Genomic DNA, 22,725 nt, shown 5'->3' on the forward strand with positions numbered 1-22,725 from the left:
GTACATTGTGCGGCGCTTGTGTGCGGCGCCGCATCGCTGCAGCGGAAAGTCAGTGGAAATCGTGCACGTGCGGATATTGCTCGAACACGCCGGCCATTGTCTCGAGCGCCGCATTGCACGCGGCGTCGGTGGTTTCCGCGCCGATGCACACGCGCACCGCGTTCGGCCGCTCGGTACCGCCGACGAGAAACGGATCGGGCGACGTGACCGCGATCTTGCGCGTGCGCAATTCGCGCACGAGGCGATCGGCCTGCCAGTAGTCGGGCACGCGCAGCCACGCCGACAGCGCGTTCGGATGCGCGCCGAGCAGATATGGGCCAAGCGCGGCCTTCACCATCTCCTGCCGCACCGCGAGCCGCTGCCGCTGCAGCTCGACGAGCCGGCGCGCGGTGCCGTCCGCGATCCAGCGCGTCGCGATCTCGGCGATCGGCGACGTCGCCATCCAGCTGCTCACGCGCAGCACGCTCTCCACGCGCAGAGCAAGGCGCCGCGGCATGGCCAGGTAGCCGGTGCGCAACCCCGTCAGCACCGATTTCGTCATGCTCGTGCAGTAAAAGCCGAGCTCGGGAATCATGCTCGCGATCGGCGTGGCGGTTTTGGCGGGAAGCGCGCCGTACACGTCGTCCTCGATCACGTACACGCCGTAGCGCGCCGCAATCCGCGCGATCGACCGGCGTCGCGAATCGGACATCATCGAGACGGTCGGATTGTTGAGCGTCGGCGTGCAAACGAGCGCGCTGATCCGCTCGCCGTCGCACATTTCCTCGAAGTGTTCGGGGCGGATCCCGTGCTCGTCCATCTCGAGCCCCTTCAGCGTAAACCCGAGCACGTTCGCGGAGCCGATCACGCCATGATCGGTCAGGCTTTCGCAGAGCACGGTGTCGCCCGGGCCGACGATCGACGCGAGCGCGAGAAAAATGCCGTGCGCGGCACCGTTCGTGATCAGCAACGATTCCGGGTGCACGGGCATGTTCAGCGACGCGAGCCATGCGGCGCCGGCTTCGCGATGCGCGTCGAGGCCGGCGATCGGCCGGAACGAGCGGATCCACGGCTGATCCTCGGTGCCGGCCAGCTCCGCGCAGACGGCCCGCCATGCCGCGTCGTGTTCCGGCGTATGCACGATGCGCGCGATCGAGAAATCGACGAGCTCGCGTTCGGCCGTATCGAGCATGTAGTTCGACATCGACTCGGTCACGCGCGCGGCGACGAAGCTGCCGCGCCCGACCTCGCAGCGGATCAGGCCCTGCCTTTCGAGCTCCTTGTACGCGTTGGTCACGGTCTGCACGCTGACGCCGAGACTGGCCGCGACGTCGCGCTGCGGCGCGAGCCGTGCGCCGGGCGCAAGCGCGCCGCTCTCGATGTCGGCGGCGATCGCCTTCACGAGCCGCTTGTATTTCGACTCGATGCCATGCACGGCGCCGATCGCGTCGTGCCAGCGTGTCGATACCTCGGTCCGTCCCATCTCGATGTCTCCGTCGTTGCTTCCGCATGGTCGCTCAGAAAGACACCCGAAAAATATTGTCCTAGTGCAATCGCGTGCGAAAGCAGGACGCTGCGGGCCGTACCGCGGCGTGCACTTTGCGTGCCTGCTACGCATGTCTTACGAAAAGATGACAGTCCGGCCTCCGCACGCGCGGCGCCCGCGCCGTGTCCGAGCGCGGGGTCGCGGAACGGCTGACGTCAGACTATTCAATATTGAGCGCACCGGACCGGACGAAGGCACAGCCTCGGCATCGCGCCGCTTGACCGTGCGTCGCGCGCGGCCTAGATTCGTCGTTGCGGGCGGCCGAACCGCACGACGACGTGACAGCCGGATGACACCGAACGATAGTTTGCTATCGAATGGTTTTGCCCTATCATCTCGCCCATGACGAATCTGCACGATCTCCGCCTCGCCGTCAGCAGCCTGCTGGTGCTCAGCGCGCGCAAGTGGCGCCGCGCGAGCGACAGCATGCTCACCGCGTACAACGTGTCCGAAGCGTGCGCGACGCCGCTGCTGATCGCCGGTCGCCTCGGCGAAGGCGTGCGTCAGGGCACGCTCGCCGAGTACGTCGGCATCGAAGGCCCGTCGCTCGTGCGTCTGCTGGATCAGCTGTGCGCGGCCGGCCTCGCGCGCCGCGACGAAGATCCGCACGATCGCCGAGCGAAAACGATCTCGCTGACGGCCGAGGGCCGCGCCGTCACCGAGAAGATGGAGGAAGATCTGCGCGTGCTGCGCGCGCAGGTGCTCAAGGGGATCTCGCGCAGCGACCTCGAAGCGACGCTGCGCGTGCTGACCGCATTCAATGGCGCCGACGCACATGCATCGACGCCGCGCGCGCCGCACTCCGCCGCTTCCGCGTCATGACCTACCCGAGCCTTCGCGACTGGCTGTTCTCGGGCAAGACATTCGCCGCATCGATGCTGGCGCTGTATCTCGGCCTGTACTTCCAGCTGCCGCGTCCATACTGGGCGATGGCGAGCGTCTACATCGTGTCGAACCCGTTCGTCGGCGCGACGCGCTCGAAGGCGCTGTATCGCGCGCTCGGCACCGCACTCGGCGCGGCGGCGGCGATCTTCTTCGTGCCGCCGTTCGTCGAGACGCCGCTCCTGTTCAGCGTCATCGTCGCAACATGGTGCGGCACGCTGCTCTACCTCGCGATCTCCGACCGCACCGCGCGCAGCTACGTGTTCATGCTTGCCGGCTACACGATGCCGCTCGTCGCGCTGCCGACCGTGACGAACCCGGCCAGCGTGTTCGACGTCGCGATCGCGCGCACCGAAGAGATCGTGCTCGGGATCGTCTGCGCGAGCGTGGTCGGCAGCACGGTGTTTCCGAACCGGCTCGCGCCGACGCTGATCGAGCGCACCGACGCCTGGTTCAGGGATGCCGCGTTCTACGGGCGCGAAACGCTGTCCGGCCGTATCGCCGGCAAGGCATTGAGCGCCTGCCGGCAGCGGCTCGCGACCACGATCACGGGCCTCGAATTCCTGCTGAGCCAACTGAGCTACGACCATGCGCATCCGCGCGTGCTGTCGCGCGCGCAGGCGCTCGCGGGGCGAATGCAGCTGTTCCTGCCGCTGATGTCGTCGCTTGCCGATCCGCTCATCGCGCTGATGCGCGACCTGCACGTGCGGCCGCCCGCACTCGATGCCTTGCTCGCCGACGCCGCGGCATGGTTCGACGCACCGCTGCCCACGATCAAGCCCGGCACCGACGGCGACATGGCCGACGATCCGGTCGCGGACCGCCTGCGCGCCGGCATCGCGGCGCTGCAGCCGACCGACGAGGCACTCGCGAGCTGGGACGGCGCGCTGCTGTCGAACGCGCTATGGCGGCTGCGCCAGGTGATCGACATCTGGCAGGACTGCCGTTCGCTGCGCGCGCTGATCGCGAACGAATCGGGCGTGTGGCAGCCGCGCTACCGGCACTGGCGGCTCGGCGGCACCGAGCGCTTCTTCGATCGCGGCATGATGCTGTTCTCGACGCTGACCGTCGTCGGCGCAATCGTGTTCGCATGCTGGCTGTGGATCGAATCGGGCTGGCACGACGGTGCCGGCGCCGTCACGCTCGTGGCCGTCGCGTGCAGCTTCTTCGCGGCGCTCGACGAACCGGCGCCGATGGTGTTCCGGTTCTTCCTCGCGACGGCCGCGAGCGTCGTGTTCGCGGGGCTTTACCTCTTCGTCGTGCTGCCGCACGTGCACGATTTCCCGATGCTCGTGCTGATGTTCGCGGGCCCGTTCATCCTGATCGGCACGCTGCTGCCGCGACCGCAGTTCAACATGGTCACGATGCTCGTCGCGGTCAACACGGCGACGTTCGTCAGCATCCAGGGCGCCTATGACGCCGACTTCTTCGTGTTTCTGAACAGCAACCTTGCAGGCGTCGCGGGACTGCTGTTCGCCTACGTGTGGACACGCGCGACGCGGCCGTTCGGCGCCGAGCTCGCGGTGCGGCGGCTGCTGCGCTCGGGCTGGGAGGACGTCGCACGCTCGGCCTCGACGCAACCGCTCGAGGACCAGCGCAACCATGCGTCGCGCATGCTCGATCGCGTGACGCAACTGCTGCCGCGTCTCGGCGCCTCCGACGACCACCGTCATCCGTCGATCGAGAGCTTCCGCGACCTGCGCATCGCGCTGAACGCGCTCGATCTGCGCCGGCTGCGGCGCAAATTGTCCGGCGATCTGTCCGACGCGATCGATCGCGTGCTCGCCGGCGTAACCGACCACTACGCGCGCTGCGCCGCGGCGAATGCGCGTCAGCCGGTACCGCCCGCGCTGCTCGAATCGATCGACGATGCGCTGCGGCGCGTGGTCGGCCGCAATCTGCCCGGCGCGGCACCCGCGCCCGGCGATGCGCCGCCGGCCGGTCACGCGATCCCGGTCATGCATCGCCGGCTGCGCGACGCGCTGCATGCGCTCGTCGGCCTGCGTCTGTCGCTGTATCCGGCCGCGTCCACCCGCGCGCCGCAAACGCCCGACGGAGCGCAGGCATGATGCCGCTTCCCTACCCGACTTTCCGACCGCGACCATGATCGGCGAAATCGACATTCTCGGCGTGTTCGTGCCCGCTCCGCTCGTGCTGATGCTGATCGCCTACCTGATCAACGTCGCCGTGCGCACCGTGCTCGATCGCATCGGCTTCTACCGCCTCGTCTGGCACCGTTCGATCTTCGATCTCGGCATCTACGTGTTCGTATTCGCCGCCGTCGTGATCGTGTCCCACCATTTCGTGGCTACCTAACGTGAACGTGAAAAAACCCTGGCTCTCGGCAGGACAGGTCCTGCTCACCCTGATCGTCGTCGTCGTCGCCGCGCTCGTGCTATGGCGCGTGATCGACTACTACATGTTCTCGCCATGGACGCGCGACGGGCACGTGCGCGCCGACGTAATTCAGGTCGCGCCCGACGTGTCGGGGCTGATCACGTCCGTCGAAGTCGCCGACAACCAGGCCGTCACGCGTGGGCAGGTGTTGTTCGTGATCGACCGCGCGCGCTACGCGCTCGCGGAACGGCTCGCCGAAGCGACGCTCGCCCAGCGCCGCGCGACGCTCGCGCAAGCGAAGCGCGAATATGCGCGCAACCTGCAGCTCGGCAATCTCGTCGCGAGCGAGCAGGTCGAGGAGAGCCGCACGCGCGTCGAGCAAGGCGAAGCGGCGGTGCAGGATGCGCAGGTGTCGCTCGACACCGCGAAGCTGAATCTGCAGCGCACGACCGTCGTGAGCCCCGTCGACGGCTATCTGAACGATCGCGCACCGCGCGTCGGCGAATACGTGCCGGCCGGCCGTGCCGTGCTGTCGGTCGTCGATCGCAACTCGTTCCGCGTCGACGGCTATTTCGAGGAAACCAAGCTGCGCGGCATCCATATCGGTCAGCCCGTCGACATCTTCGTGATGGGCGAACCGCACTCGCTGCGCGGTCACGTGCAGAGCATCGTCGCGGCGATCGAGGATCGCGACCGCACGCAAGGGTCGAACCTGCTGCCGAACGTGAATCCCGCCTTCAGCTGGGTGCGGCTCGCGCAGCGCGTGCCGGTGCGCGTCGCGCTCGACGAAGTGCCGGACGATTTCCGCATGATCGCGGGGCGCACCGCGACCGTCGCCGTGCGCGCGCCCGATACGCAGCGCCGCGACCGCGCGCAGCCGGTCGCGCCGGCCGCACCTGTCGCACCTACCGCGTCCGGCACGGCCGCCAGCGCGGCGGGAGCGTCGCAATGAAGCGGCCCGGTCTTCGCGTCGCGGCGACGCTTGCACCGCTCGCCCTCGCGCTCGGCGCATGCAAGTCGGTCGGCCCCGACTACACGCTGCCGCAGCAGGCGTACGTGAACGCACCGCTTGCCAATCACGCGCTCGACGATGCGAACGGGACGCTCGTTTCGCACGATGCGGTACCCGGCAACTGGTGGCAGCTGTACGACGATCCGGCGCTCAACGACCTCGTGCGCAGCGCGCTGACGTCGAATACCGACCTGCGCGTCGCGGCGGCCAATCTCGCGCGATCGCGTGCGGCGCTCGAGGTCGCGAACCAGCAGGGCGGCTTCTCGGGCCGCACCGAAGCCGCGGTGCAACGCGCGCAGGAATCGGCCGAGCAGTATCTGCTCGAGAACAAGCTGCCGGTCGTCAACGAAGGGTCGGTCGGCATCAACGTGTCGTACGAGATCGATCTGTTCGGCAAGCTGCGGCGCGGCGTCGAAGCGGCGCGCGCGGACAGCGAGGCCGTGCAGGCCGCCGCCGATCTCGCGCGCATCACGGTCGTCGCCGACGTCGTGCGCGCATACGTCGAAGCGTGTTCGGCCGGTGAGGAGCTCGAGATCGCGAAGCAGTCGGTCGCGCTGCAGCGGCAGCGTGTCGCGCTGTCGCAGCGGCTGCGTGACGTCGGTCGCGGCAATCAGACCGAGGTGACGCGCGGCGTCACGCAGGTCCGCACGCTCGCCGCCGACATCCCGCGCTTCGAAAGCCGCCGCAAGATCGCGCAGTACCAACTCGCCGCACTGCTCGCGCGCGCGCCGGCCGACTTGCCGAAGGCCGTCACCGAATGCGCACGGCTGCCGAAGCTGCGCCGGCCGATTCCGATCGGCGACGGCGCCGCGTTGCTGCGCCGCCGTCCCGACGTGCGCGAGGCCGAGCGTCAACTTGCGGCTGCGACCGCGCGCATCGGCGTCGCGACCGCCGCGCTGTATCCGTCGATCAGCATCGGCGCGTCGGCGGGATCGGTCGGCGTCGCCGCCGATCTCTTCTCGTCGACGACGAATCGCTGGTCGTTCGGCCCGCTGATCAGCTGGACCTTTCCGGTCAACGGACAGCGCGCGCGTGTGCGCGAGGCCGAAGCCGCGACCGGCGGTGCGCTCGCGCATTTCGACGGCGTCGTACTGAATGCGCTGCGCGAAACGCAGTCGAGCCTCGCCGCGTATGCGGCCGACGTGCAACGCGCGGACGAACTGCGTACCGCGTACGAGTCGGCACGCAGCTCCGCGGACGAAACGCATCGGCTCTATCGCGCCGGACGCGAGTCGTTCATCGCCGATCTCGACGCGACACGCACGCTGACCAGCGTGCACGCGCAAGTCGCGGCCGCCGAAGGACAGGTCGCGGCCGATCAGGTGAGATTGTTTCTCGCGCTCGGCGGCGGATGGGAAGGTGACGCGACGCCCGCTGCGTCGCAGCAGGAGACGTCGTCGGCACGGCCGGCGACGGCGGACGGCGGACGGCGCGGCGAATAACGCGCGATAAGCGTGTCGTGCAGGGCGAATGCCGCACGCCGGTCGCATCGGCGGTAAACTCGACCGCACTTTCGTTGTTCATTTGCCGCGCGCGATGCGGCCCGTCCCCGGAGACTCGCCATGCGAACCAGTGCCCGCAATCAATTCACCGGTCAGATCAGCGCCGTCAAGACGGGCGCCGTCAACGACGAAATCACGCTGCGCACGCAGGACGGCCTCGAGATCGTCGCGGTCATCACGCACGGCAGCGCCGCGTCGCTCGGCCTGTCGACCGGCACGAAAGCGTTCGCGCTCGTGAAGGCGTCGTCGGTCATCGTGATGGTCGATGTCGATGCCGGCAAGGTCTCGGCGCGCAACTGCATCGCGGGCACCGTCGCGTCGGTCGCGAAGGGTGCCGTGAATTCGGAGGTCGCGATCAGGACGGCCGGCGGCACCGAAATCATCGCGATCGTCACGAACGATAGCGTCGAGCGACTCGGACTCGCGAGCGGCAGCGCCGCGACGGCGATGTTCAAGGCATCGAGCGTGATCGTCGGCATCGAGTGAAGGATTCGAAGCCGGTTGATGCGAGCGCGTGTACGGAAGGTGCCGAGACATTTCGCTCGCTGCTGTCGGGCGCGGTCGATCCGGGCAGCCCCGACGCGCGGTTGTTCGCCGCGCTCGTCGCGGCGCGCGCGAGCCGCAACGAGCTCGCGCTGCTCGGTCTGTCGCACGCGCAATTGACGCGGCTGCTCGCGCGACATTTTCCGGCGTTGTCCGGCGACGTCGCCGCGGCATTGGCAGCGCCTTTTATCGTTCGCTCCTTGCCGCCCGCACATGCCACGTTCGTCGCGACCTTGCATGCACTGCTGATGCGCGATGTCGGCGCTGCAGTGGCGGTCGACGACGCCGACTGCGTCGCTTCGATCATCGCGCATGCGTGTCTGCGCGGCGATCATCTGTGGCGCGACCTCGGGCTCGACGGCCGTGGCGCGGTCGCGGCGATGCTCGATCGCTATTTTCCGGCGGTCGCGGCGCGCAACGTCGGTCAGCTGCGCTGGAAGAAATTCCTCGCGCAGGAAGCCGCTGCATCGCTCGGCTTGCCGCCGGGGCCCGCGCCCGGATGTCCGGGCTGCGAGGACTTTCCTGTTTGCTTTCCTCCGCAGCGATAGTCGGTCGCCACGGTTGCGCGGCTGCGTCGCCTCGGTCCGCTGTGCCGCTACTCGGAGCATCTCGCCATGACCGATATTGCCAGCCCCAATCTGCCCTCGCGCGATTTCGACGCGACGTCGCGCTTCTACGCCAAGTTCGGTTTTATCGAAACCTGGCGCGATGAAGACTGGATGATTCTGCGGCGACGCGATCTGTTACTCGAGTTCTTTCGGCATGCCGATCTCGATCCGGCTGAAAGCTGGTTCAGCTGCTGTTTTCGCCTCGACGACGTCGACGCGTTCTTCGATGAAGTGATCGCGGCCGGCATACCGGAGACGACGACCGGATGGCCTCGCGTGCATCGGCCAAAGCCCGAGGCGTGGGGTGGTAAGGTCGGTGCGCTGGTTGATCTCGATGGAACGTTGATTCGGCTGGTTCAGAACGGCGGGTGAATGTAGGCCGTTGGGGGCTTGTGGGGCGAACGGTGGGCGGTGCGCCGTGCGCGGATGCTGTCGGTACGGTGGTTACGCCTGGTGCGTCGGTCAGTGAAGATTGCGCCCGATTGATGAACGCGTGCGCCTTGCTTACCAGGCGTCGCGTTGCTCATCGAGAGATGGGCGAAGGTATCGCATCATTTCCGGCGAGCCTCGCGTCGAAAGGGACCATGGACGATGGCGATGTCGGCGCAGGATGTGGTCTCGAACACGGAGCATCGGCAGCGCAATGGGCTCAAGTCCGTTCGTTCATGGCGAACGGTATGTGTCGTCGCTCGATCAGGATCACGAATTTTCCGAGCTGCACTTCGCACGAATCGTGTGCCGACTTCGCTTGGGAACGCGAAATGCTACGCGTCGATGAACCGTGCAAGCGTCCATGCCGCTGCTCGCGCGTGACGTTTGTCACTTCGCGTTTACGGCGCCGCAGTTCAGAACGACGCGACAGGTCGGCTGCATGCCTGCCGCCGATGGACGTCGCCGCGCGATGGCGCAGCGACGTATCCGACCTTACTCGTTACCAGCCGCTTGCTGTTCGACTTGCGGCGCCGGTTCGACCGACGGTTGCGTGTCCGCGGCGGCCGGCTGCTGCACGGCGGCGTCCGTCTGCGCGTCGGCCTTCGGCTGCTGCGCGCCCTTCGCCGGCTTCGCAGCACCCTTGCCGGGACGCCGCGACTTCAGGTGTCGCGCACGCGCCGCATCGTCGCGCGTCACGCGCCCTGCTTCGTTGCCCTGCAGGTCGACGCGGACCGCATCTTCAACGAGGCACGACCAGTAACGGTTGCCGCGACACCACGTCGACATCGCATCGCGCAGCTCCGCTTCGCTCAGACCGAGCGTCTGTGCTTCGCGCGCGAGGTCTTCCCAGATACCGACCTTCAGCGGCACCTTCGGTGCCGGATTCTTCGGGAAAGCGCGCGGAAAACGCCGTTGCAGTTTTCCGATCGCGACGATCACGGGATCGACGGGCGCCGACGGCTTTGCCGGCGCGGCCTTCGCGCTCGTCGCTGCTTTGGTGCCGGCACCCGATTTGGCCCCGCGAGGCGGACGATCGCCGGACGGCTTCGCGCCGGTGTCCGGACGCGTTGCCGGCCGCTTCGCGTTCCGTTCCTGCTTGGCCTTCGCTGCGAGCTGCGCCCGCAATTCGGCAAGTTGTTCAAAACCCATAAATTCAATCCACCAGGAGTGTAAGGCGTGATTCGCGCGGCCATCGCGCGTATCGACGTCGGACCACGCGCTTCGCCGCATCGGCTGCAGCATCTGCCGCCGACGCGGATCGCGACGAAACCGCATCGCGCACGCCACTGTTTCAGGCACCGGCCAAGATGCCGGACAAGGCAGGAGTCGAAGTATACCGGTACGCGCGGATGACGGCTGACTCACTGGTCCGGATCGGCCGGAATGCGTGGACGTGGACGGCGACCGACGGGTCGGTGAGCGCAGGAAAGCGGCGGTGCTGGGTAACGAAAATGGACGGGATGTCAGGCGCAATTGGGCACGATGATTTCCGGTGTGGCGGCGTGCTGCGCGACGGGAAGGAACGATTCTCCAATCGTGAGACGGAGGCATGGTGCCATGAGGAGTCGAGATCGCGTTGCGCAAGATCGCGCGAATGTTGTCACCTATATCCCGTCGCCTCAGCGGTGCGATGAACGGACGGCGCGAAACGCGCGTCGATGCCCCCGTCTATTTCGTTGCGTACGCATCCTTTTCGTCCCGAGTCGCATCGCTGCCGAAAAGCACGAAAGTGCGTAGTATGTCGTGCAGCGTCCGGCTGTTGTGCGTCCATGTCATCGCGTGCCCGGCCGCATACACATCGCCTATGCAAACCCGGTTGCGCAACGGAGCAGATCCATGGTTTCCCCACACGACACCGCGCAGGAAGACGTCACGCGCGAGGAAATTCATCATCGGCAGATCGACATGCGCGGTTATCGACGCAGCGACGGCTTGTTCGAAGTGACGGCGTGTCTGACGGACCGAAAGCCTGTCGACTTTACGCCGCCCGGCGATGCACGGATGATCGCCGCACATGCGCCGATTCACGATCTGGGCGTCACGCTTGTCTTCGATGGCGACATGATCGTTCGCGCGGTTTCCACCTTCATCAAATCGCATCCGTACGCGCAATGTCCCGGCGGCGGCGATTCGCTGCAGGCGCTGGTCGGCCTGCGCATCGGTGCCGGGTGGAACAGCGAGGTCCGCAAGCGTCTGCCGTCGTGCGACACCTGCACGCATTTGAAGGAGATCCTTACGCCGCTCGCGACGGCCGCGTATCAGACGATGGTCGGATTTCGCCCGTCGTCGCTGAACGAGTACGACAGCAACGGCAAGCCGGTGAAAATAGACAGCTGCTATGCCTACGGCGCTTCGCGCGATCTCGTAAAGCGTCTCTGGCCAGAACATCATCGACCGGAAGCGGCGAAGACGGGAGATTAGTCGAGCGCGCATCCGGCGACGGCATCACGAATCAAAAGATGCCGAGCGCCAGTCCTGCCGCGAGCGCTGCGCCGAGCTCCGCGCAGCGCGCCAGATCGTCGGCGCCGATGGTCTTCGGCGCAAGAATGCGCTCCGGTGTTTGCGCATGCGTGCATACGATCAGGCCCGGCGCCACGTTGTTGAGTCGCCAGCCGGTCGCGATCCGATCGATCTGGCGTAGCGCGTTCTGACCATCGCTGCCCGCGCAGATCATCGCCGCATACGGCCGGCCGTTCACGCGATCGAGGACGGGGTAATAACAACGATCGAAGAAATCCTTCATGACGCCGGACATCGCCGCAAGATTTTCCGGCGTCGCGAAGAGATACGCGTCGGCGGTCAATACGTGCTCCGGCGTAGTCGCATCCGCGCGCTGCAGCCGGACGTCGACACTCGATTCGTCGCGTGCAGCCGCGGCAGCCGCCTCGGCCATCTGCCGCGTCCCGCCGGTCATCGTGTGATAGACGATCAGCAGCGTTTTCATTGATCGGTCCTCACGCTCCGATGCGTCCGTACTGGTGATATGCATATCGGTGTCGATAAGCGCAGCAGGCTTCAGCGATTCCGGCCTCGCCGCCCCGCGCAGGAAGTGCGCTCAATCTCACGATTTGACCGGGGCGTCCTTGCCGTCGGCGCGCGAGTAGCGCGCGAGAAACATGTCGGCCGCCGATTCAGCAACCCTGAGTCGCTCCTGCGAATCGAGCGGCGGCTGGCCCATCGTCAATTGCGGCCAGAACGCAAACGCCTTCACGATGCCATGCAGTTGTTGGGCGGAGAATATAGGGTCCGATACAGACAAACGTCCAGCGGCGGACGCTTCGCGGATCCATACGGTGACATCTTCTTCGCGCTCGCCGAGGCGCGCGACCATGTCGCGTGCGCGCTCCGGCGAATGCATCGCCGCGCCGATCGCGACACGCGCAAGTGCCAGGAACGACTCGTCGTTCAATAACTTTAGTTTGCGATTCAACAGCGCGACGAGTTGCTCGCGCAACGGGACATCGTCGCGATATGCAGGTGTGCCGTCGTCCTGCGTCGCGTTCCACAGTTTCTGCAGGATCGCGACGAACAGCGCGTCCTTGCTCGGAAAATGATTGTAGACCGTGCGCTTCGATACGCCGGCGTGGGCAGCGATTCGATCCATGCTCGTTGCGTCGTAACCGGAAGCGAGAAACGCCTCGATCGCCGCATCGACAATGGCGGCACGCTTGCGGTCGGTGAGGCGCTGTGGAGACGAGGTGGTGTTCATTCGAAAAATTTTACACCGCGTAGTTTACTTTTTCGAATAAGAAACTACACTGCTGAGTGTACTTTTTCGGACGAGTCGAACATGGCCTCACCTTTTACTTTTGTGCAGCGCGCGCTAGGGCTTACGGCCGGGAAGCGTAGTCGCGCGTATGGTCGTCGTTCAACGCAGCATAACGGCGAGCGCTTCGTCAACGTGAGGCCGCGGCCAGCCGAGGGATTCGGGAAGATGCTCCGGATCGCATGGAACATGCTCGTCAATAAACCACAAGGCACGATGCCCGCCGCCGCACTGCCCGTCGATCGGCTGACCGTATCCGAACTCGAGGAAGCGCCGGACCGCAGCCTGTACCGTCTTGGGCATTCGACACTGCTCATCAAGTTGCGCGGCGAATGGTGGTTGACCGATCCCGTGTTTTCGGAGCGCGCATCGCCGTTCCGCACGCTCGGTCCGAAGCGGTTCCACCCTACGCCGATCGCGCTCGGCGACTTGCCTCCGTTGCGCGGAGTCATCCTGTCGCACGATCACTACGATCACCTCGATCGTGAAACGGTGCTCGCGCTCGCTTCAACGACTCGCGTATTCGTCACGCCGCTAGGTGTCGGCGACCGCTTGATCGAATGGGGCGTCGATGCAGCGAAAGTGCAGCAGCTCGATTGGTGGCAAAGCGTCGAGATCGATGGGCTGGCGCTGACGGCCACCCCCGCGCAGCATTTCTCCGGCCGAAGCCTGTTCGATGGCGACAGCACGCTTTGGGCATCATGGGTCATCGTCGACGATAGTCTGCGCTTGTTCTTCAGCGGGGACACCGGTTACTTCGATGGCTTCAAGGCAATCGGCGATCGCTTGGGGCCGTTCGACGTGACATTGATCGAGACTGGCGCGTACGACGCGCAGTGGCCGTACGTGCATATGCAGCCAGAAGAAACGGTTCAGGCTCATATCGATCTACGCGGACGACAACTCGTACCGATACACAACGGGACATTCGACCTTGCCATGCATCGTTGGCAAGATCCGTTCGAAAGAGTGACGGCACTGGCTGTGGCGCGTGGCGTTGCACTGTCGACGCCGCGGATGGGTGAACGTCTCGATCTCGATGCACCGCATCGCGGCGAGCAATGGTGGCGTGCCGTGCCTGAGGAGAAAAGCGCGTCCGGAAGGAAGGCGCGCCGCTGGCGGTTGTGTCCGGCGGAAGCCGAGAGGTAAGCTCACGGGCGATATCCCCTTGCGAATATCGGCAATGCGGTCGTCCCGCGGCCCTCCTCCAAACCGTGCGTTGCGTCGGTTTGCACACGCGTTGTCACGTGACAACCGGCCGGGATCGGCGCGCGGCATGACCGCCGTTTCGGGCATCAGACTCGGCAATGAATCTTGTGCACGGGCGATTCGTATCGATCACGACCCCACACGTATCAATCAATACAGCGTCACTCTCAAGAAGCTCACCGGGTAATGTCCTGAGGCGTGGGCCGTCATCCGCCCCCGTTTCCCGCCCTAACGCGGTGTATTCTCCGTGAAACAGCTTGAGCAATCCAGCGTAAACCCTTGTGTCCAAAGGATCCCGGCGGCGCGTCAATTTTTGGCGATTGTTTCACGGTTGCGCTCAAAGCCAGCGGAGGGCGGTTTTCACGTCACTACGCTCGGCCCACTCGAGCACATTGGCGGAGATCGCCAGCGTCCGACGTGTAATCAAGAGCGTTGCGATGTAAGGCGGGGTTTCCGGTGCCCTTTTATTAGGGACACATCATTGCATGATGCGACAGCTGCTAACTCAGCTGGCGTGCAGTTGAGCCCGATGCCGCCCGGCCCGATTCCAACGGCTGTCTTTCCGCGGCGAACGTAGCGCCCTCTCTTCTTTCGAGCCGCCCGGAGCGATATCCAACGGCCCACGTCGTTGTCACGTGACAACTCGACTCCCGCAGCCGTGCTACGCACTTCTGCAGTTACGGAGCGTCGTAGGCGTCAGGGACCTACTGACACGATCGTCGAGGAGATGAAGCAGCAAAAGGGGCGTTGATTTAAGGCGGCAGACCCCGGCAGCCCGCTGAGCGTCGCCGGCGGGAGTTGTCACGTAACAACCGCGAACCAGAGGGGCCGCGACAAGCGCAACGGGAGCCCAATTTATCGAAAAGGCGCCTAACTCAGCGTCGTTCTCCTGCGCGAGCGCCGTGGAGGTACGTCGCTACGGGCATCCCGGTTGTCACGTAACAACCGCCCGCCCTACTGTCGCACTTCTATAGTCCCGCGTTCGCGAAGCGCAATTTAACGAGACCTATCAACCCTCGTGCTCCGGAATCACCGCACGATCATTTTTCTATCCAGCGTCGTTATCCGAGCCACCCAGCCATTCGACCTACTTGTCACGTGACAACCACATTTCGTAAAAAATCGAGCTTTGTGAAAGCGTTTGTCTGGACAATCAGCGTTTCGCTGAATATATTACGCAAAACTCCGTGGAGAATTTAATGGCCTTCAAAATCGCCGTAAGCAATCAAAAAGGTGGAACGGGGAAGACAACCATCTCCGTCAATATCGCCGCGGCATTCGAAGCCGGCGGGAACAAAGTGGCGCTGATCGACGCGGACCCTCAAGGCACTTCGGTCCGCTGGGTAACGAGCGGCGAGAACACGCTCCCGATGACAGTCCTGTCGCTGGCACCTGCCGGGCGCGGCATCGGCGCCGAAATTAAAAAACAGGACGCAAACTTCGACGTCATCGTCGTCGACTGTCCTGGCAACCTCGAGGACCCGCGCATTGCCTCCGTGCTCGAAGTGGCCGATTTCTGCCTGGTGCCGTTGTCGCCGTCGCCGGCCGATCTGTACAGCACCGTCGCGATGATCCGCATGATCGAGTCGATGCGCGCCGTTCGCAATCCCAATCTCTCTTCCGCATTAATGCTGAATAGCGTCAATGGAAAAACTAAAATGCGTGAAGAAATTTTAAAAATTCTAAGAGCAGAAGAAATAGGGGAGCATCTGCTCGACAGCCAGATCGCACAACGCGAGGTCTATCGCCAAACGTTCGCGCTCGGCACGACCATTCACCATCACAACCGGTATCTGAAGGGGCTGAAAGAGGCTCGTGCCGAGATCGAAAAGCTCGTGACCGAAATGGCCCAATACATCGCATCGACGCGCGCAACGGGAGCCGCTCATGGCTAAGGACACATCCAAAGAGAAAAAGCCGACCGGCAATCTGCATCTCGCGGCAGGCCTGCTGCGCGGGCTCGCGCAAGAAAACGCGGCGCTCGAAACGCGCATACCCGAGCCGCCCTCGGCGGCGAAAACAGGCGTCGGCGCCGCGGTGGCGGCCGCCCCCGGCGTCACGCCACCCGATGCGCTGGATCTCGGCGCGCCGCAACGCGTCGCGGTCAAGGACTGCATTCCGAACCCGTTCAACCCGCGCGTGTTCTACTCCGAATCGAGCCTGCACGAACTCGCGTTGACGTTGAAGCGGGAAGGGCAGATCGAGCCGATCAAGGTCACGCGGCTGCCGGAGTTTCCGGGCAAACTCGTCGTGATCGACGGTCAACGCCGCTTGCGCGCCACGAGCATCAACGGCGACGAAACGATCAACGCGACGTTCCGCACCGATCACACGCCGGAGCAACTCTATACGATCGCGTATCGCGCCAACCACGATCACGAACGCCAGACGATCTTCGACGACGCAGTGGCATGGAAGCGCCTGCTCGACGAGAAGGTCTTCCCCGACCAGAACACGCTCGCGGAAAAGATCGGCAAGGACAAGGCATCGATCAGCAAGACGCTGTCGCTGAACGCCCTGCCGAATACGCTGCTCGAGCGCATGGCGGCCGCGAGCGACGTCGTCGGCCTGCAGGCAGCGTATTTCCTTAAGCTGATCTTCGAGCGCCTGGGCGAGGCGACCGCCGACCGTCTGCTGACGGCCGTCATCGATCGCAAGAAGTCGGTGCGCGACCTCGAGAACTTCCTGCGCGCGCAGAGCGACGACACCAAGAAGGCGGGACGTACACGCTACAGCGTCCGTCACGATTTCGCGCTCGAGTCACGCGCGATCGGCCAGTTGAAGACATATCCCGACGGGCGTCTCGACCTGCAGCTGAAGGGCGTGGACGCAACCCATCAGGAAGCGCTCGCCGACAAGCTCAAGGCCGTCATCGACGAATACGTCGCCGCACTGACCGCCGCACAGCAGTAAAACGAAACAACGCAGACCTCGCGTCCACGCCGCACGCCACGTCGGAGCGATCCGACGTACGTGGACGCGGATCCGCGCGGTCTCGTTCAGTTGGTGGCGAGGCTGCTCTTGAGCAGGAACTCGAGCAGATCGTCCGACGTCGGCTCGCCCCAGGTGTCGAGCGCGAGCCAGCGGAAGAAGCTCGTTTGTGCGAGCTTGCTTGCCTTCTTCTTCGGCGACAGCGTCAGGTCCTTCGACCCGGCAACGGTCTCGTTGTAGCGTTCGATCAGCTTGGTCTGATCGTCGATCTCGAGCTCGCGGAAATACGCGCCGGCTTCCTCGACCTTCGCGGCCAGATACTTGTCGCGAATCTGCTCCTGCTTGCTTTGCGCGGATTCCTGGACTGCTGCGCCGGTCTCGGCGCCTTGTCCGTCGGACAGCGTGTAGCCGTGCGTCAGCGCTTTGCGGAAATACGCGGCCACGTTGTCGATCGGCGCGGCGTTCTTTTTCGTAGTCCGATTGAGCGTATAGGCGATCGCCGCCTTGATCCGCTGTACGCCGTATTGCGTAATGAGCCGACGCGCTTCGGAGCGCGGGATGCCGAACTTCGCGACCTCATCGACGAGCGCTTCGTTCTTGACGTCGCCTTCCTCGACCGTATCGGCGCTCGGCTTGCGCGTGACCTTGAACTGCACGGCCTCGACACTGCGGCCCGACTTGTGTTCGATCAGTTCAAGCGTGTGGTCCGATACTTCGTTCACCTCCTGAATGCACGGCACGAGGACCTTGCTCTTGAACAGCTTGTACTCCTTGTACGACTGCGATGCCTTGTCCTGACCCAGAATGAGGTCGCGGAACTTCGGCAGCGGGATCTTGGCGGTGATGCCGATCCCTTCGTAGCGCACGGTGTTTTCCCACAGCGCAAGCGAATGCGATCGACGAAACTCGCGCGCGATGCGCATATCGATCAACGCATAGATCTCGGGGTTGAGCAGTTCGCTGCGAATCTGGTCGGAGAAGCTGTACTTCAGGACCGATTGCTCGAGCTCCGCGCCCGCCAGCAAGCCCGACGCCTTCCACACGGTCGACCGGTCGGCGGCGAGGTAGTCCCAGTTCACGACGGTGCTGATCAGCGAGTTGACCGTATCCTTCACGTACTTCGTGTTGTTGCTGTTCAGCCCGCTCTCGTGCGAAAGCGCGGCAATCGAAATCGAGAAGCTCGTGCGGCCGGGCTCGAACGCTTCCTGCCGAAGCGCGTTCTTGATGAGCGAACTGAACATCTTGCGCTGCTGCAGTCCGATCTTCCCCGACTTGGGTGCGATGTGAATCGCCTGGACCGCCTTGCGCAGCAAGTCGGGAGGCTCGGGTGTCTGAAACAGCGAAACCTGTTTGTCGGAGCCTTTGCTTGCGGGCTTGCGCGGCATCGTGGTGTCCGGATAAGGTGACCGTATTGAGGGCGGACTTTATACCTTTTCGCGGCGGCGAGCAACGCCCCTGTTCCAGCGTCACTTGCACAACGGACGCTAAGCCGTCGACGCAAAAGGGAAATTTTTTGTGTGTCGATCGGCGCGTCGTCCCATAGGCATATACCTTTCGGCCAAAATGCGTCCCACAAACAGCTACCTTTGACGCTCGAACACCCGCGCCCGGCATGGCTCTTGCCGAATCGAAGGTAGCCTTCCATGGGAACTTATCGGGGCTGTACCGGAACGGAACCGGCATTTCGTGGTGCCGTGCAGCACGGTCGCGATTTTCTCCCATAGCCGGCTACCTTTTCAAAATCCCATAAATGGATACCTTCAAACGCATCGACAGTGAGAGGTTTCGCACGATCGCCGCAGGGGCCGCGCCAAAGCATCCCATAAACCGCTACCTTACTGCGTTCCCATAAAAGGGTACCTTTCTCGTCGGAGGCACCTGTTTATGGGAGACCACGCCGCGCGCATGACCTTCGATGCCATCCCGAGCGCCGAACCGCTGCCCATAAACGGCTACCTTTCGCCGATACCATAAACGGCTACCCAAACAGGAACGCAATGCCTCTCGACATTCGGCATTTCGCAGCAACGCACCATAAATGGCTACCTGAAGGCGATCCCATAGATGGCTACCCAAGCCATTTCCGGTCTGAAATCCCATAGACGGGTACGCTCTTCCCATATCCACATCCCCGGTTCCCCACAGGCTGGTACCCAATCCCCCAAATCCACAGACCTCACCCCCCACGATCTTCTACCTGTGCTCCCATAAATGGGTACCGATCCCCCTTCAAACCCTTACTGGACAAGGCTGTGAGGCTGCTAAAAGTAGTTAAAGAAGTAAACGTTGCTTTCTAAAGATGTAAACACACGTGTGCTTTTGCAGAAAGACCTACCCCATAAACCGCTACCCAACGATGCCAACGTGGTTCAAGGTGACCGTCACAGTGGTGCTCACCGGAGTTGAGCGACGAAAATTTCCTTTTCCCGACAAGGACTTACGTGTCGAACATGACCTCACATGTGAGCACCTACTCACAAACTGAAAACGTAGAAACCTATGGGAGAAAACCGCCCGCGAAACGGCGATCGGACCGTATAGGTTCCCGTCTATGGGAGCATCTAGGCAGCGCAGTCGTGTCATTCCGCACGCAATCGACGCGGGCGCCGCACTGAAACAGCTGTGGGGCAGACGGCCATTCACGCGGTTGAATCGCTGTCGAGCGGACTTGTGGCAAGCAGACTTGTCCTAGCCGAGCCGCGGCGCTTTGGACAACCCGCTCGCCGGACCCTTGCTGAAGCGCTGCGAGTAGCACTGTCGCGCTTGGCACCTCACACGATCCTTCACATCGCGATAACGGCTCCGTTCCCAAACCCGATCGAACCGCAAATCGACCGCAGCTTCATCCGGACTAGCCCAACTCGGTCAGATATCTCCCATAAACGTATCCCCAAGCCACCATCGCGACGTGAACCCGGCCGTCGCGTAACGCGGTTATGATGCACAGGCCCCGTCCGGTTTCTCTACCGCTCGGGGAGCAGGGGTGGTATCTCGATGTGCTGTCTGTCCGTGACCCATTACACAAGAGAGTTCAGCGATGCGAATCCAGACGAAAAAACTGATGCTGGCCGCGACTGCGGCTGCGTTCCTGCTTGGCTCGACGGCGCCCGTGTTTGCGCAGTCGGATGCGAGCGCACCGGCCGCGCAGGACGCCAAGGCTGCCAAGCAGGAAGCGCGCAAGGCGGCACGTGCCAAACGCAAAGCCGAACGCAAGGCGGCGCGCGCGAAGAATACCGCTGAGCTGAAGAAGCTCGAGGACGCGGGCTACAAGCCGGCCGTCAACGATCCGAATTATCCGCAGAACCTCCAGAACGCCGAGAAGAAGGCCGCCGGTTCGGGCCAGTAAGCGCCGACCGGTTCGCAAGCCGCGGATGTCCTCGCGGCTTGCGTGCCGCAGCGATGACTGCGGCGCTCCACGAGTCGCTTTCGATCGGCGGCCGACACATCGCGCCTCGACAATCCCTTCTACGCCGGGCTCCCCGGCATGCCCATCCGGCCCATCCGGCAGGCACCTCACACGCCGATCAGCGCAGACCGCCCGAACGCTCCGCACGTCCCGCCAGCTTCAGCCAGTCCCTGAACGCGCGTACCGCTTCATCGTCGATCCGCGTGGCCGACACGTAGGTGAAATACCGCCACGCCGGCAACGCCGGGCCGCTGAACGGCTGCACGAGCCGGCCGTCGGCAATATCGTCGGCGACGAGCGCGATCGGCCCCATTGCCACGCCGAGTCCGTCGAGCGCGCCCTGCAGCGTCAGGTAGAAATGTTCGAGCGTCAGCGCATGCCGAGGCACGAGATTCGGGCAGCCGGCCGCTGCGAGCCATTCCGGCCACATGCCGGGATAGGTGGCCGCATGCAGCAACGTGAAGTTCGCCAGATCGGCCGGCGTGCGCAGCGGCGTGCGCTCGAGCAGCTTCGGCGCGCACACCGGCAAGCGGACTTCGGACAGGAATTCGTCGGCCATGTAACCGTCGATCGTCTGCGGGCCGCCGCGGATGATCAGATCGGCGCTGTCGCGCAGCTTGTCGATCGGCTCGTTCGACGTCGACAGCCGCACCTCGATCGTTGGATGGGCGACCTGAAACGACGACAGTTTCGGCACCAGCCAGCGCAACGAAAACGTTGCGGGCGCATTGACGCGCAGCACGCGCTGCTGGCCTTGCCCGAACTGCTGCGCAGTCGCGAGCGCGATGCGATCGAACGATGCGCCGACTTCCGCAAGATACGCACGCCCTGCATCGGTGAGCACGACGCGTCGATTCAGACGTTCGAACAGCGGCTTGCCGAGCCAGGTCTCCAACTGCTGCACGTGCCGGCTGATCGCACCGTGCGTGACGCACAGTTCGTCGGCGGCAAGTGTGAAGCTGCCCAGTCGCGCGGCGGCCTCGAATGCGCGTAGCGAATTCAGCGGCGGAAGTCGACGTGCCATGCTTTTCGAGTCCGTGTGAGTTTTTCTGACGAAATCGCTCAGATTTAATCGTTTGATTGCCGGGAGACGCTTTGCGACTATGCCACACGAGCGGCCGCATCGGCCGACGCGAGTGTCTGAATTTCTCACATGGAGAATCGAGCGTGGCAAATGTGGTCGTGGTAGGCGCCCAATGGGGCGACGAAGGCAAGGGGCGGATCGTGGATTGGCTGGCGGCACGGGCCGATGTCGTCGCGCGCTATAACGGCGGTCACAACGCCGGTCACACGCTCGTCGTCGGCGGGAAGACGTACAAGCTCGCGCTGCTGCCGAGCGGCATCGTGCGCGGCAAGCGCGGCGTGATCGGCAACGGCGTTGCGCTCGATCCGGAAGCGCTGCTCGCCGAAATCGCGCGAATGGCGGAGCTCGGGCTGCAGGTGACGCCGGACAACCTGTCGATCGCCGAAAACGCGACGCTCGTGCTGCCGATTCACCGCGCACTCGATGAGGCACAGGAGCGGCTGCGCCGCGAGCCGATCGGCACGACGCTGCGCGGAATCGGGCCGGCGTACGAGGACAAGGTCGGCCGCCGCGGGCTGCGCGTCGGCGATCTTGCCGAACCTGCCCGCCTCGCCGACAAGCTCGAGGCGCTGGTCGACTATCACAACGCATGGTTCCGTGGCCTTGGCCTCGAGGTCTGCTCGCGCGATGCGATGTTCGACAGGCTGATGGACATCGCGCCGAAGATCCTGCCGTTCGTGCGGCCGGCGTGGGCCGACCTGAACGACGCGACCGACCGCGGCGAGCACATCCTCTTCGAAGGCTCGCAGGCCGTGATGCTCGACATCGACTGGGGCACGTATCCGTTCGTGACGTCGTCGGCAACCGTGGCCTCCGCGGCGGCGGCCGGGACCGGGCTCGGCGCGTCGAAGCTCGGGCACGTGCTCGGCGTGACGAAGGCCTACGCGACGCGCGTGGGCGGCGGCCCGTTCCTGACCGAGCTGACTGACGCAACCGGTGAAGCGCTGCGCACGCGCGGCCAGGAATTCGGCGTGAACACCGGCCGGCCGCGGCGGTGCGGCTGGCTCGATGCCGCGCAGTTGCGTCAGGCCGTCAGGGTGTCCGGTATCGATTCGCTGGCGCTGACCAAACTCGACGTGCTCGACGGCTTCGACTCGATCGAGCTCTGCGTCGGCTATGAACTGGACGGCGCGCGCGTCGACCGTCTGCCCGCGAGTCTCGATGCCCAAGCGCGTGCACGGCCCGTGTACGAGCGGTTCGACGGCTGGCAACGCAGCGTGAAGGGCGTGCGCGAGCGTGCAGCGTTGCCGCATGCCGCGCAGGCGTTCATCGCACGCGTCGAAGCGGCCGCGGGCGTTCCCGTATCGATGATCACGACCGGCGCGGAACGGGACGACACGATCGTGTTGCGCGATCCGTTCGACCCGGCGCCGCGCGTCTAATGGACAGGGCGTATCGTCCCGTCCCGGCATGACGTCGGACGGCGCGATATGCCCGTTCGCACGCCTTGCGGAACGCGGTCTTCCGCCGCGCTGCGGGCACCGTACG

General features: G+C 64.4%; 20 protein-coding genes. 14 read left to right on the top strand and 6 right to left on the bottom strand.

Annotated features, from left to right (window positions below; all coding sequences use genetic code 11):
* Nucleotides 1-49 precede the first annotated feature (49 nt).
* Nucleotides 50-1,462 (bottom strand): MocR-like ectoine utilization transcription factor EhuR, encoded by a 1,413-nt coding sequence (locus tag HMPREF3115_RS01210; protein ID WP_006405505.1) that lies wholly within the window; start codon nt 1,460-1,462, stop codon nt 50-52.
* 405 nt (nt 1,463-1,867) lie between these two features.
* Here HMPREF3115_RS01210 and HMPREF3115_RS01215 point away from each other — a divergent pair, with 405 nt between their 5' ends.
* From HMPREF3115_RS01215 to HMPREF3115_RS01250, 8 genes are all read left to right on the top strand, one after another.
* Nucleotides 1,868-2,347, top strand: a complete 480-nt coding sequence (locus tag HMPREF3115_RS01215) for a MarR family winged helix-turn-helix transcriptional regulator (protein ID WP_006405507.1) — start codon at nt 1,868-1,870, stop codon at nt 2,345-2,347.
* Nucleotides 2,344-4,476, top strand: a complete 2,133-nt coding sequence (locus HMPREF3115_RS01220) for an FUSC family protein (protein ID WP_006399334.1) — start codon at nt 2,344-2,346, stop codon at nt 4,474-4,476. The genes HMPREF3115_RS01215 and HMPREF3115_RS01220 overlap by 4 nt, the downstream gene beginning before the upstream one ends.
* A gap of 34 nt (nt 4,477-4,510) precedes the next feature.
* Nucleotides 4,511-4,723: a DUF1656 domain-containing protein gene (locus HMPREF3115_RS01225; RefSeq protein WP_006399335.1), complete on the top strand. Its 213-nt coding sequence runs from the start codon at nt 4,511-4,513 to the stop codon at nt 4,721-4,723.
* 7 nt (nt 4,724-4,730) lie between these two features.
* On the top strand, nt 4,731-5,696 hold the full coding sequence (locus tag HMPREF3115_RS01230) for an efflux RND transporter periplasmic adaptor subunit (protein ID WP_069221698.1): 966 nt from the start codon (nt 4,731-4,733) through the stop codon (nt 5,694-5,696).
* Entirely contained in the window at nt 5,693-7,198 is a 1,506-nt protein-coding gene (locus HMPREF3115_RS01235; protein ID WP_065496835.1) for an efflux transporter outer membrane subunit, read from the top strand. The genes HMPREF3115_RS01230 and HMPREF3115_RS01235 overlap by 4 nt, the downstream gene beginning before the upstream one ends.
* Nucleotides 7,199-7,318: 120 nt before the next feature.
* A complete protein-coding gene (locus tag HMPREF3115_RS01240) occupies nt 7,319-7,744 on the top strand; it encodes a TOBE domain-containing protein (RefSeq protein WP_006399338.1) in 426 nt (141 codons plus the stop codon).
* Nucleotides 7,741-8,349, top strand: a complete 609-nt coding sequence (locus tag HMPREF3115_RS01245) for a nitrogen fixation protein NifQ (protein ID WP_070553249.1) — start codon at nt 7,741-7,743, stop codon at nt 8,347-8,349. The genes HMPREF3115_RS01240 and HMPREF3115_RS01245 overlap by 4 nt, the downstream gene beginning before the upstream one ends.
* Before the next feature lie 66 nt (nt 8,350-8,415).
* Nucleotides 8,416-8,781, top strand: coding sequence for a bleomycin resistance protein (locus HMPREF3115_RS01250; RefSeq protein WP_070553250.1), 366 nt, complete (start codon nt 8,416-8,418; stop codon nt 8,779-8,781).
* Between the two features lie 552 nt (nt 8,782-9,333).
* Here HMPREF3115_RS01250 and HMPREF3115_RS01255 read toward each other — a convergent pair.
* The gene (locus tag HMPREF3115_RS01255) at nt 9,334-9,990 is read right to left on the bottom strand and encodes a ProQ/FinO family protein (protein ID WP_039223382.1); all 657 of its coding nucleotides are present in this window, start codon (nt 9,988-9,990) and stop codon (nt 9,334-9,336) included.
* Between the two features lie 687 nt (nt 9,991-10,677).
* On the opposite strand from HMPREF3115_RS01255, the gene HMPREF3115_RS01260 reads away from it, so the two are divergent.
* A complete protein-coding gene (locus tag HMPREF3115_RS01260; protein WP_006405514.1) occupies nt 10,678-11,262 on the top strand; it encodes a DUF2889 domain-containing protein in 585 nt (194 codons plus the stop codon).
* Nucleotides 11,263-11,293: 31 nt separating this feature from the next.
* Here HMPREF3115_RS01260 and HMPREF3115_RS01265 read toward each other — a convergent pair whose 3' ends face one another.
* Entirely contained in the window at nt 11,294-11,785 is a 492-nt protein-coding gene (locus HMPREF3115_RS01265; RefSeq protein WP_070553251.1) for a flavodoxin family protein, read from the bottom strand.
* A 117-nt stretch (nt 11,786-11,902) separates the two neighbouring features.
* A complete protein-coding gene (locus tag HMPREF3115_RS01270; RefSeq protein ID WP_006405516.1) occupies nt 11,903-12,550 on the bottom strand; it encodes a TetR/AcrR family transcriptional regulator in 648 nt (215 codons plus the stop codon).
* Between the two features lie 81 nt (nt 12,551-12,631).
* Between HMPREF3115_RS01270 and HMPREF3115_RS01275 the strand changes: the two genes are divergently transcribed.
* The 3 genes from HMPREF3115_RS01275 to HMPREF3115_RS01285 all read left to right on the top strand — a co-directional run bounded on the left by HMPREF3115_RS01275 (nt 12,632) and on the right by HMPREF3115_RS01285 (nt 16,729).
* Nucleotides 12,632-13,756, top strand: coding sequence for an MBL fold metallo-hydrolase (locus tag HMPREF3115_RS01275; RefSeq protein ID WP_070553252.1), 1,125 nt, complete (start codon nt 12,632-12,634; stop codon nt 13,754-13,756).
* Nucleotides 13,757-15,015: 1,259 nt separating this feature from the next.
* Entirely contained in the window at nt 15,016-15,711 is a 696-nt protein-coding gene (locus HMPREF3115_RS01280) for a ParA family protein (protein ID WP_006399349.1), read from the top strand.
* Nucleotides 15,704-16,729 carry a ParB/RepB/Spo0J family partition protein gene (locus HMPREF3115_RS01285; protein WP_006411397.1) on the top strand — a complete coding sequence of 342 codons (1,026 nt, stop codon included), beginning with the start codon at nt 15,704-15,706 and terminating at the stop codon, nt 16,727-16,729. Before HMPREF3115_RS01280 ends, HMPREF3115_RS01285 begins: the two co-directional genes overlap by 8 nt.
* Before the next feature lie 86 nt (nt 16,730-16,815).
* On the opposite strand, the gene HMPREF3115_RS01290 is transcribed toward HMPREF3115_RS01285, so the two are convergent.
* Nucleotides 16,816-18,132, bottom strand: a complete 1,317-nt coding sequence (locus HMPREF3115_RS01290; protein ID WP_006405519.1) for a replication initiation protein — start codon at nt 18,130-18,132, stop codon at nt 16,816-16,818.
* Between the two features lie 1,652 nt (nt 18,133-19,784).
* Here HMPREF3115_RS01290 and HMPREF3115_RS01295 point away from each other — a divergent pair.
* Nucleotides 19,785-20,093 (top strand): hypothetical protein, encoded by a 309-nt coding sequence (locus HMPREF3115_RS01295; RefSeq protein WP_006405520.1) that lies wholly within the window; start codon nt 19,785-19,787, stop codon nt 20,091-20,093.
* A gap of 178 nt (nt 20,094-20,271) precedes the next feature.
* Here HMPREF3115_RS01295 and gcvA read toward each other — a convergent pair whose 3' ends face one another.
* Nucleotides 20,272-21,177 (bottom strand): transcriptional regulator GcvA, encoded by a 906-nt coding sequence (gene gcvA / locus HMPREF3115_RS01300; protein ID WP_070553253.1) that lies wholly within the window; start codon nt 21,175-21,177, stop codon nt 20,272-20,274.
* Between the two features lie 143 nt (nt 21,178-21,320).
* Here gcvA and HMPREF3115_RS01305 point away from each other — a divergent pair, with 143 nt between their 5' ends.
* Nucleotides 21,321-22,619: an adenylosuccinate synthase gene (locus tag HMPREF3115_RS01305; RefSeq protein WP_070553254.1), complete on the top strand. Its 1,299-nt coding sequence runs from the start codon at nt 21,321-21,323 to the stop codon at nt 22,617-22,619.
* The last annotated feature ends 106 nt before the right edge of the window (nt 22,620-22,725 follow it).

Source organism: Burkholderia sp. HMSC10F09, assembly GCF_001806955.1.
In the GTDB taxonomy this organism is placed as follows: Bacteria; Pseudomonadota; Gammaproteobacteria; order Burkholderiales; family Burkholderiaceae; genus Burkholderia; species Burkholderia multivorans.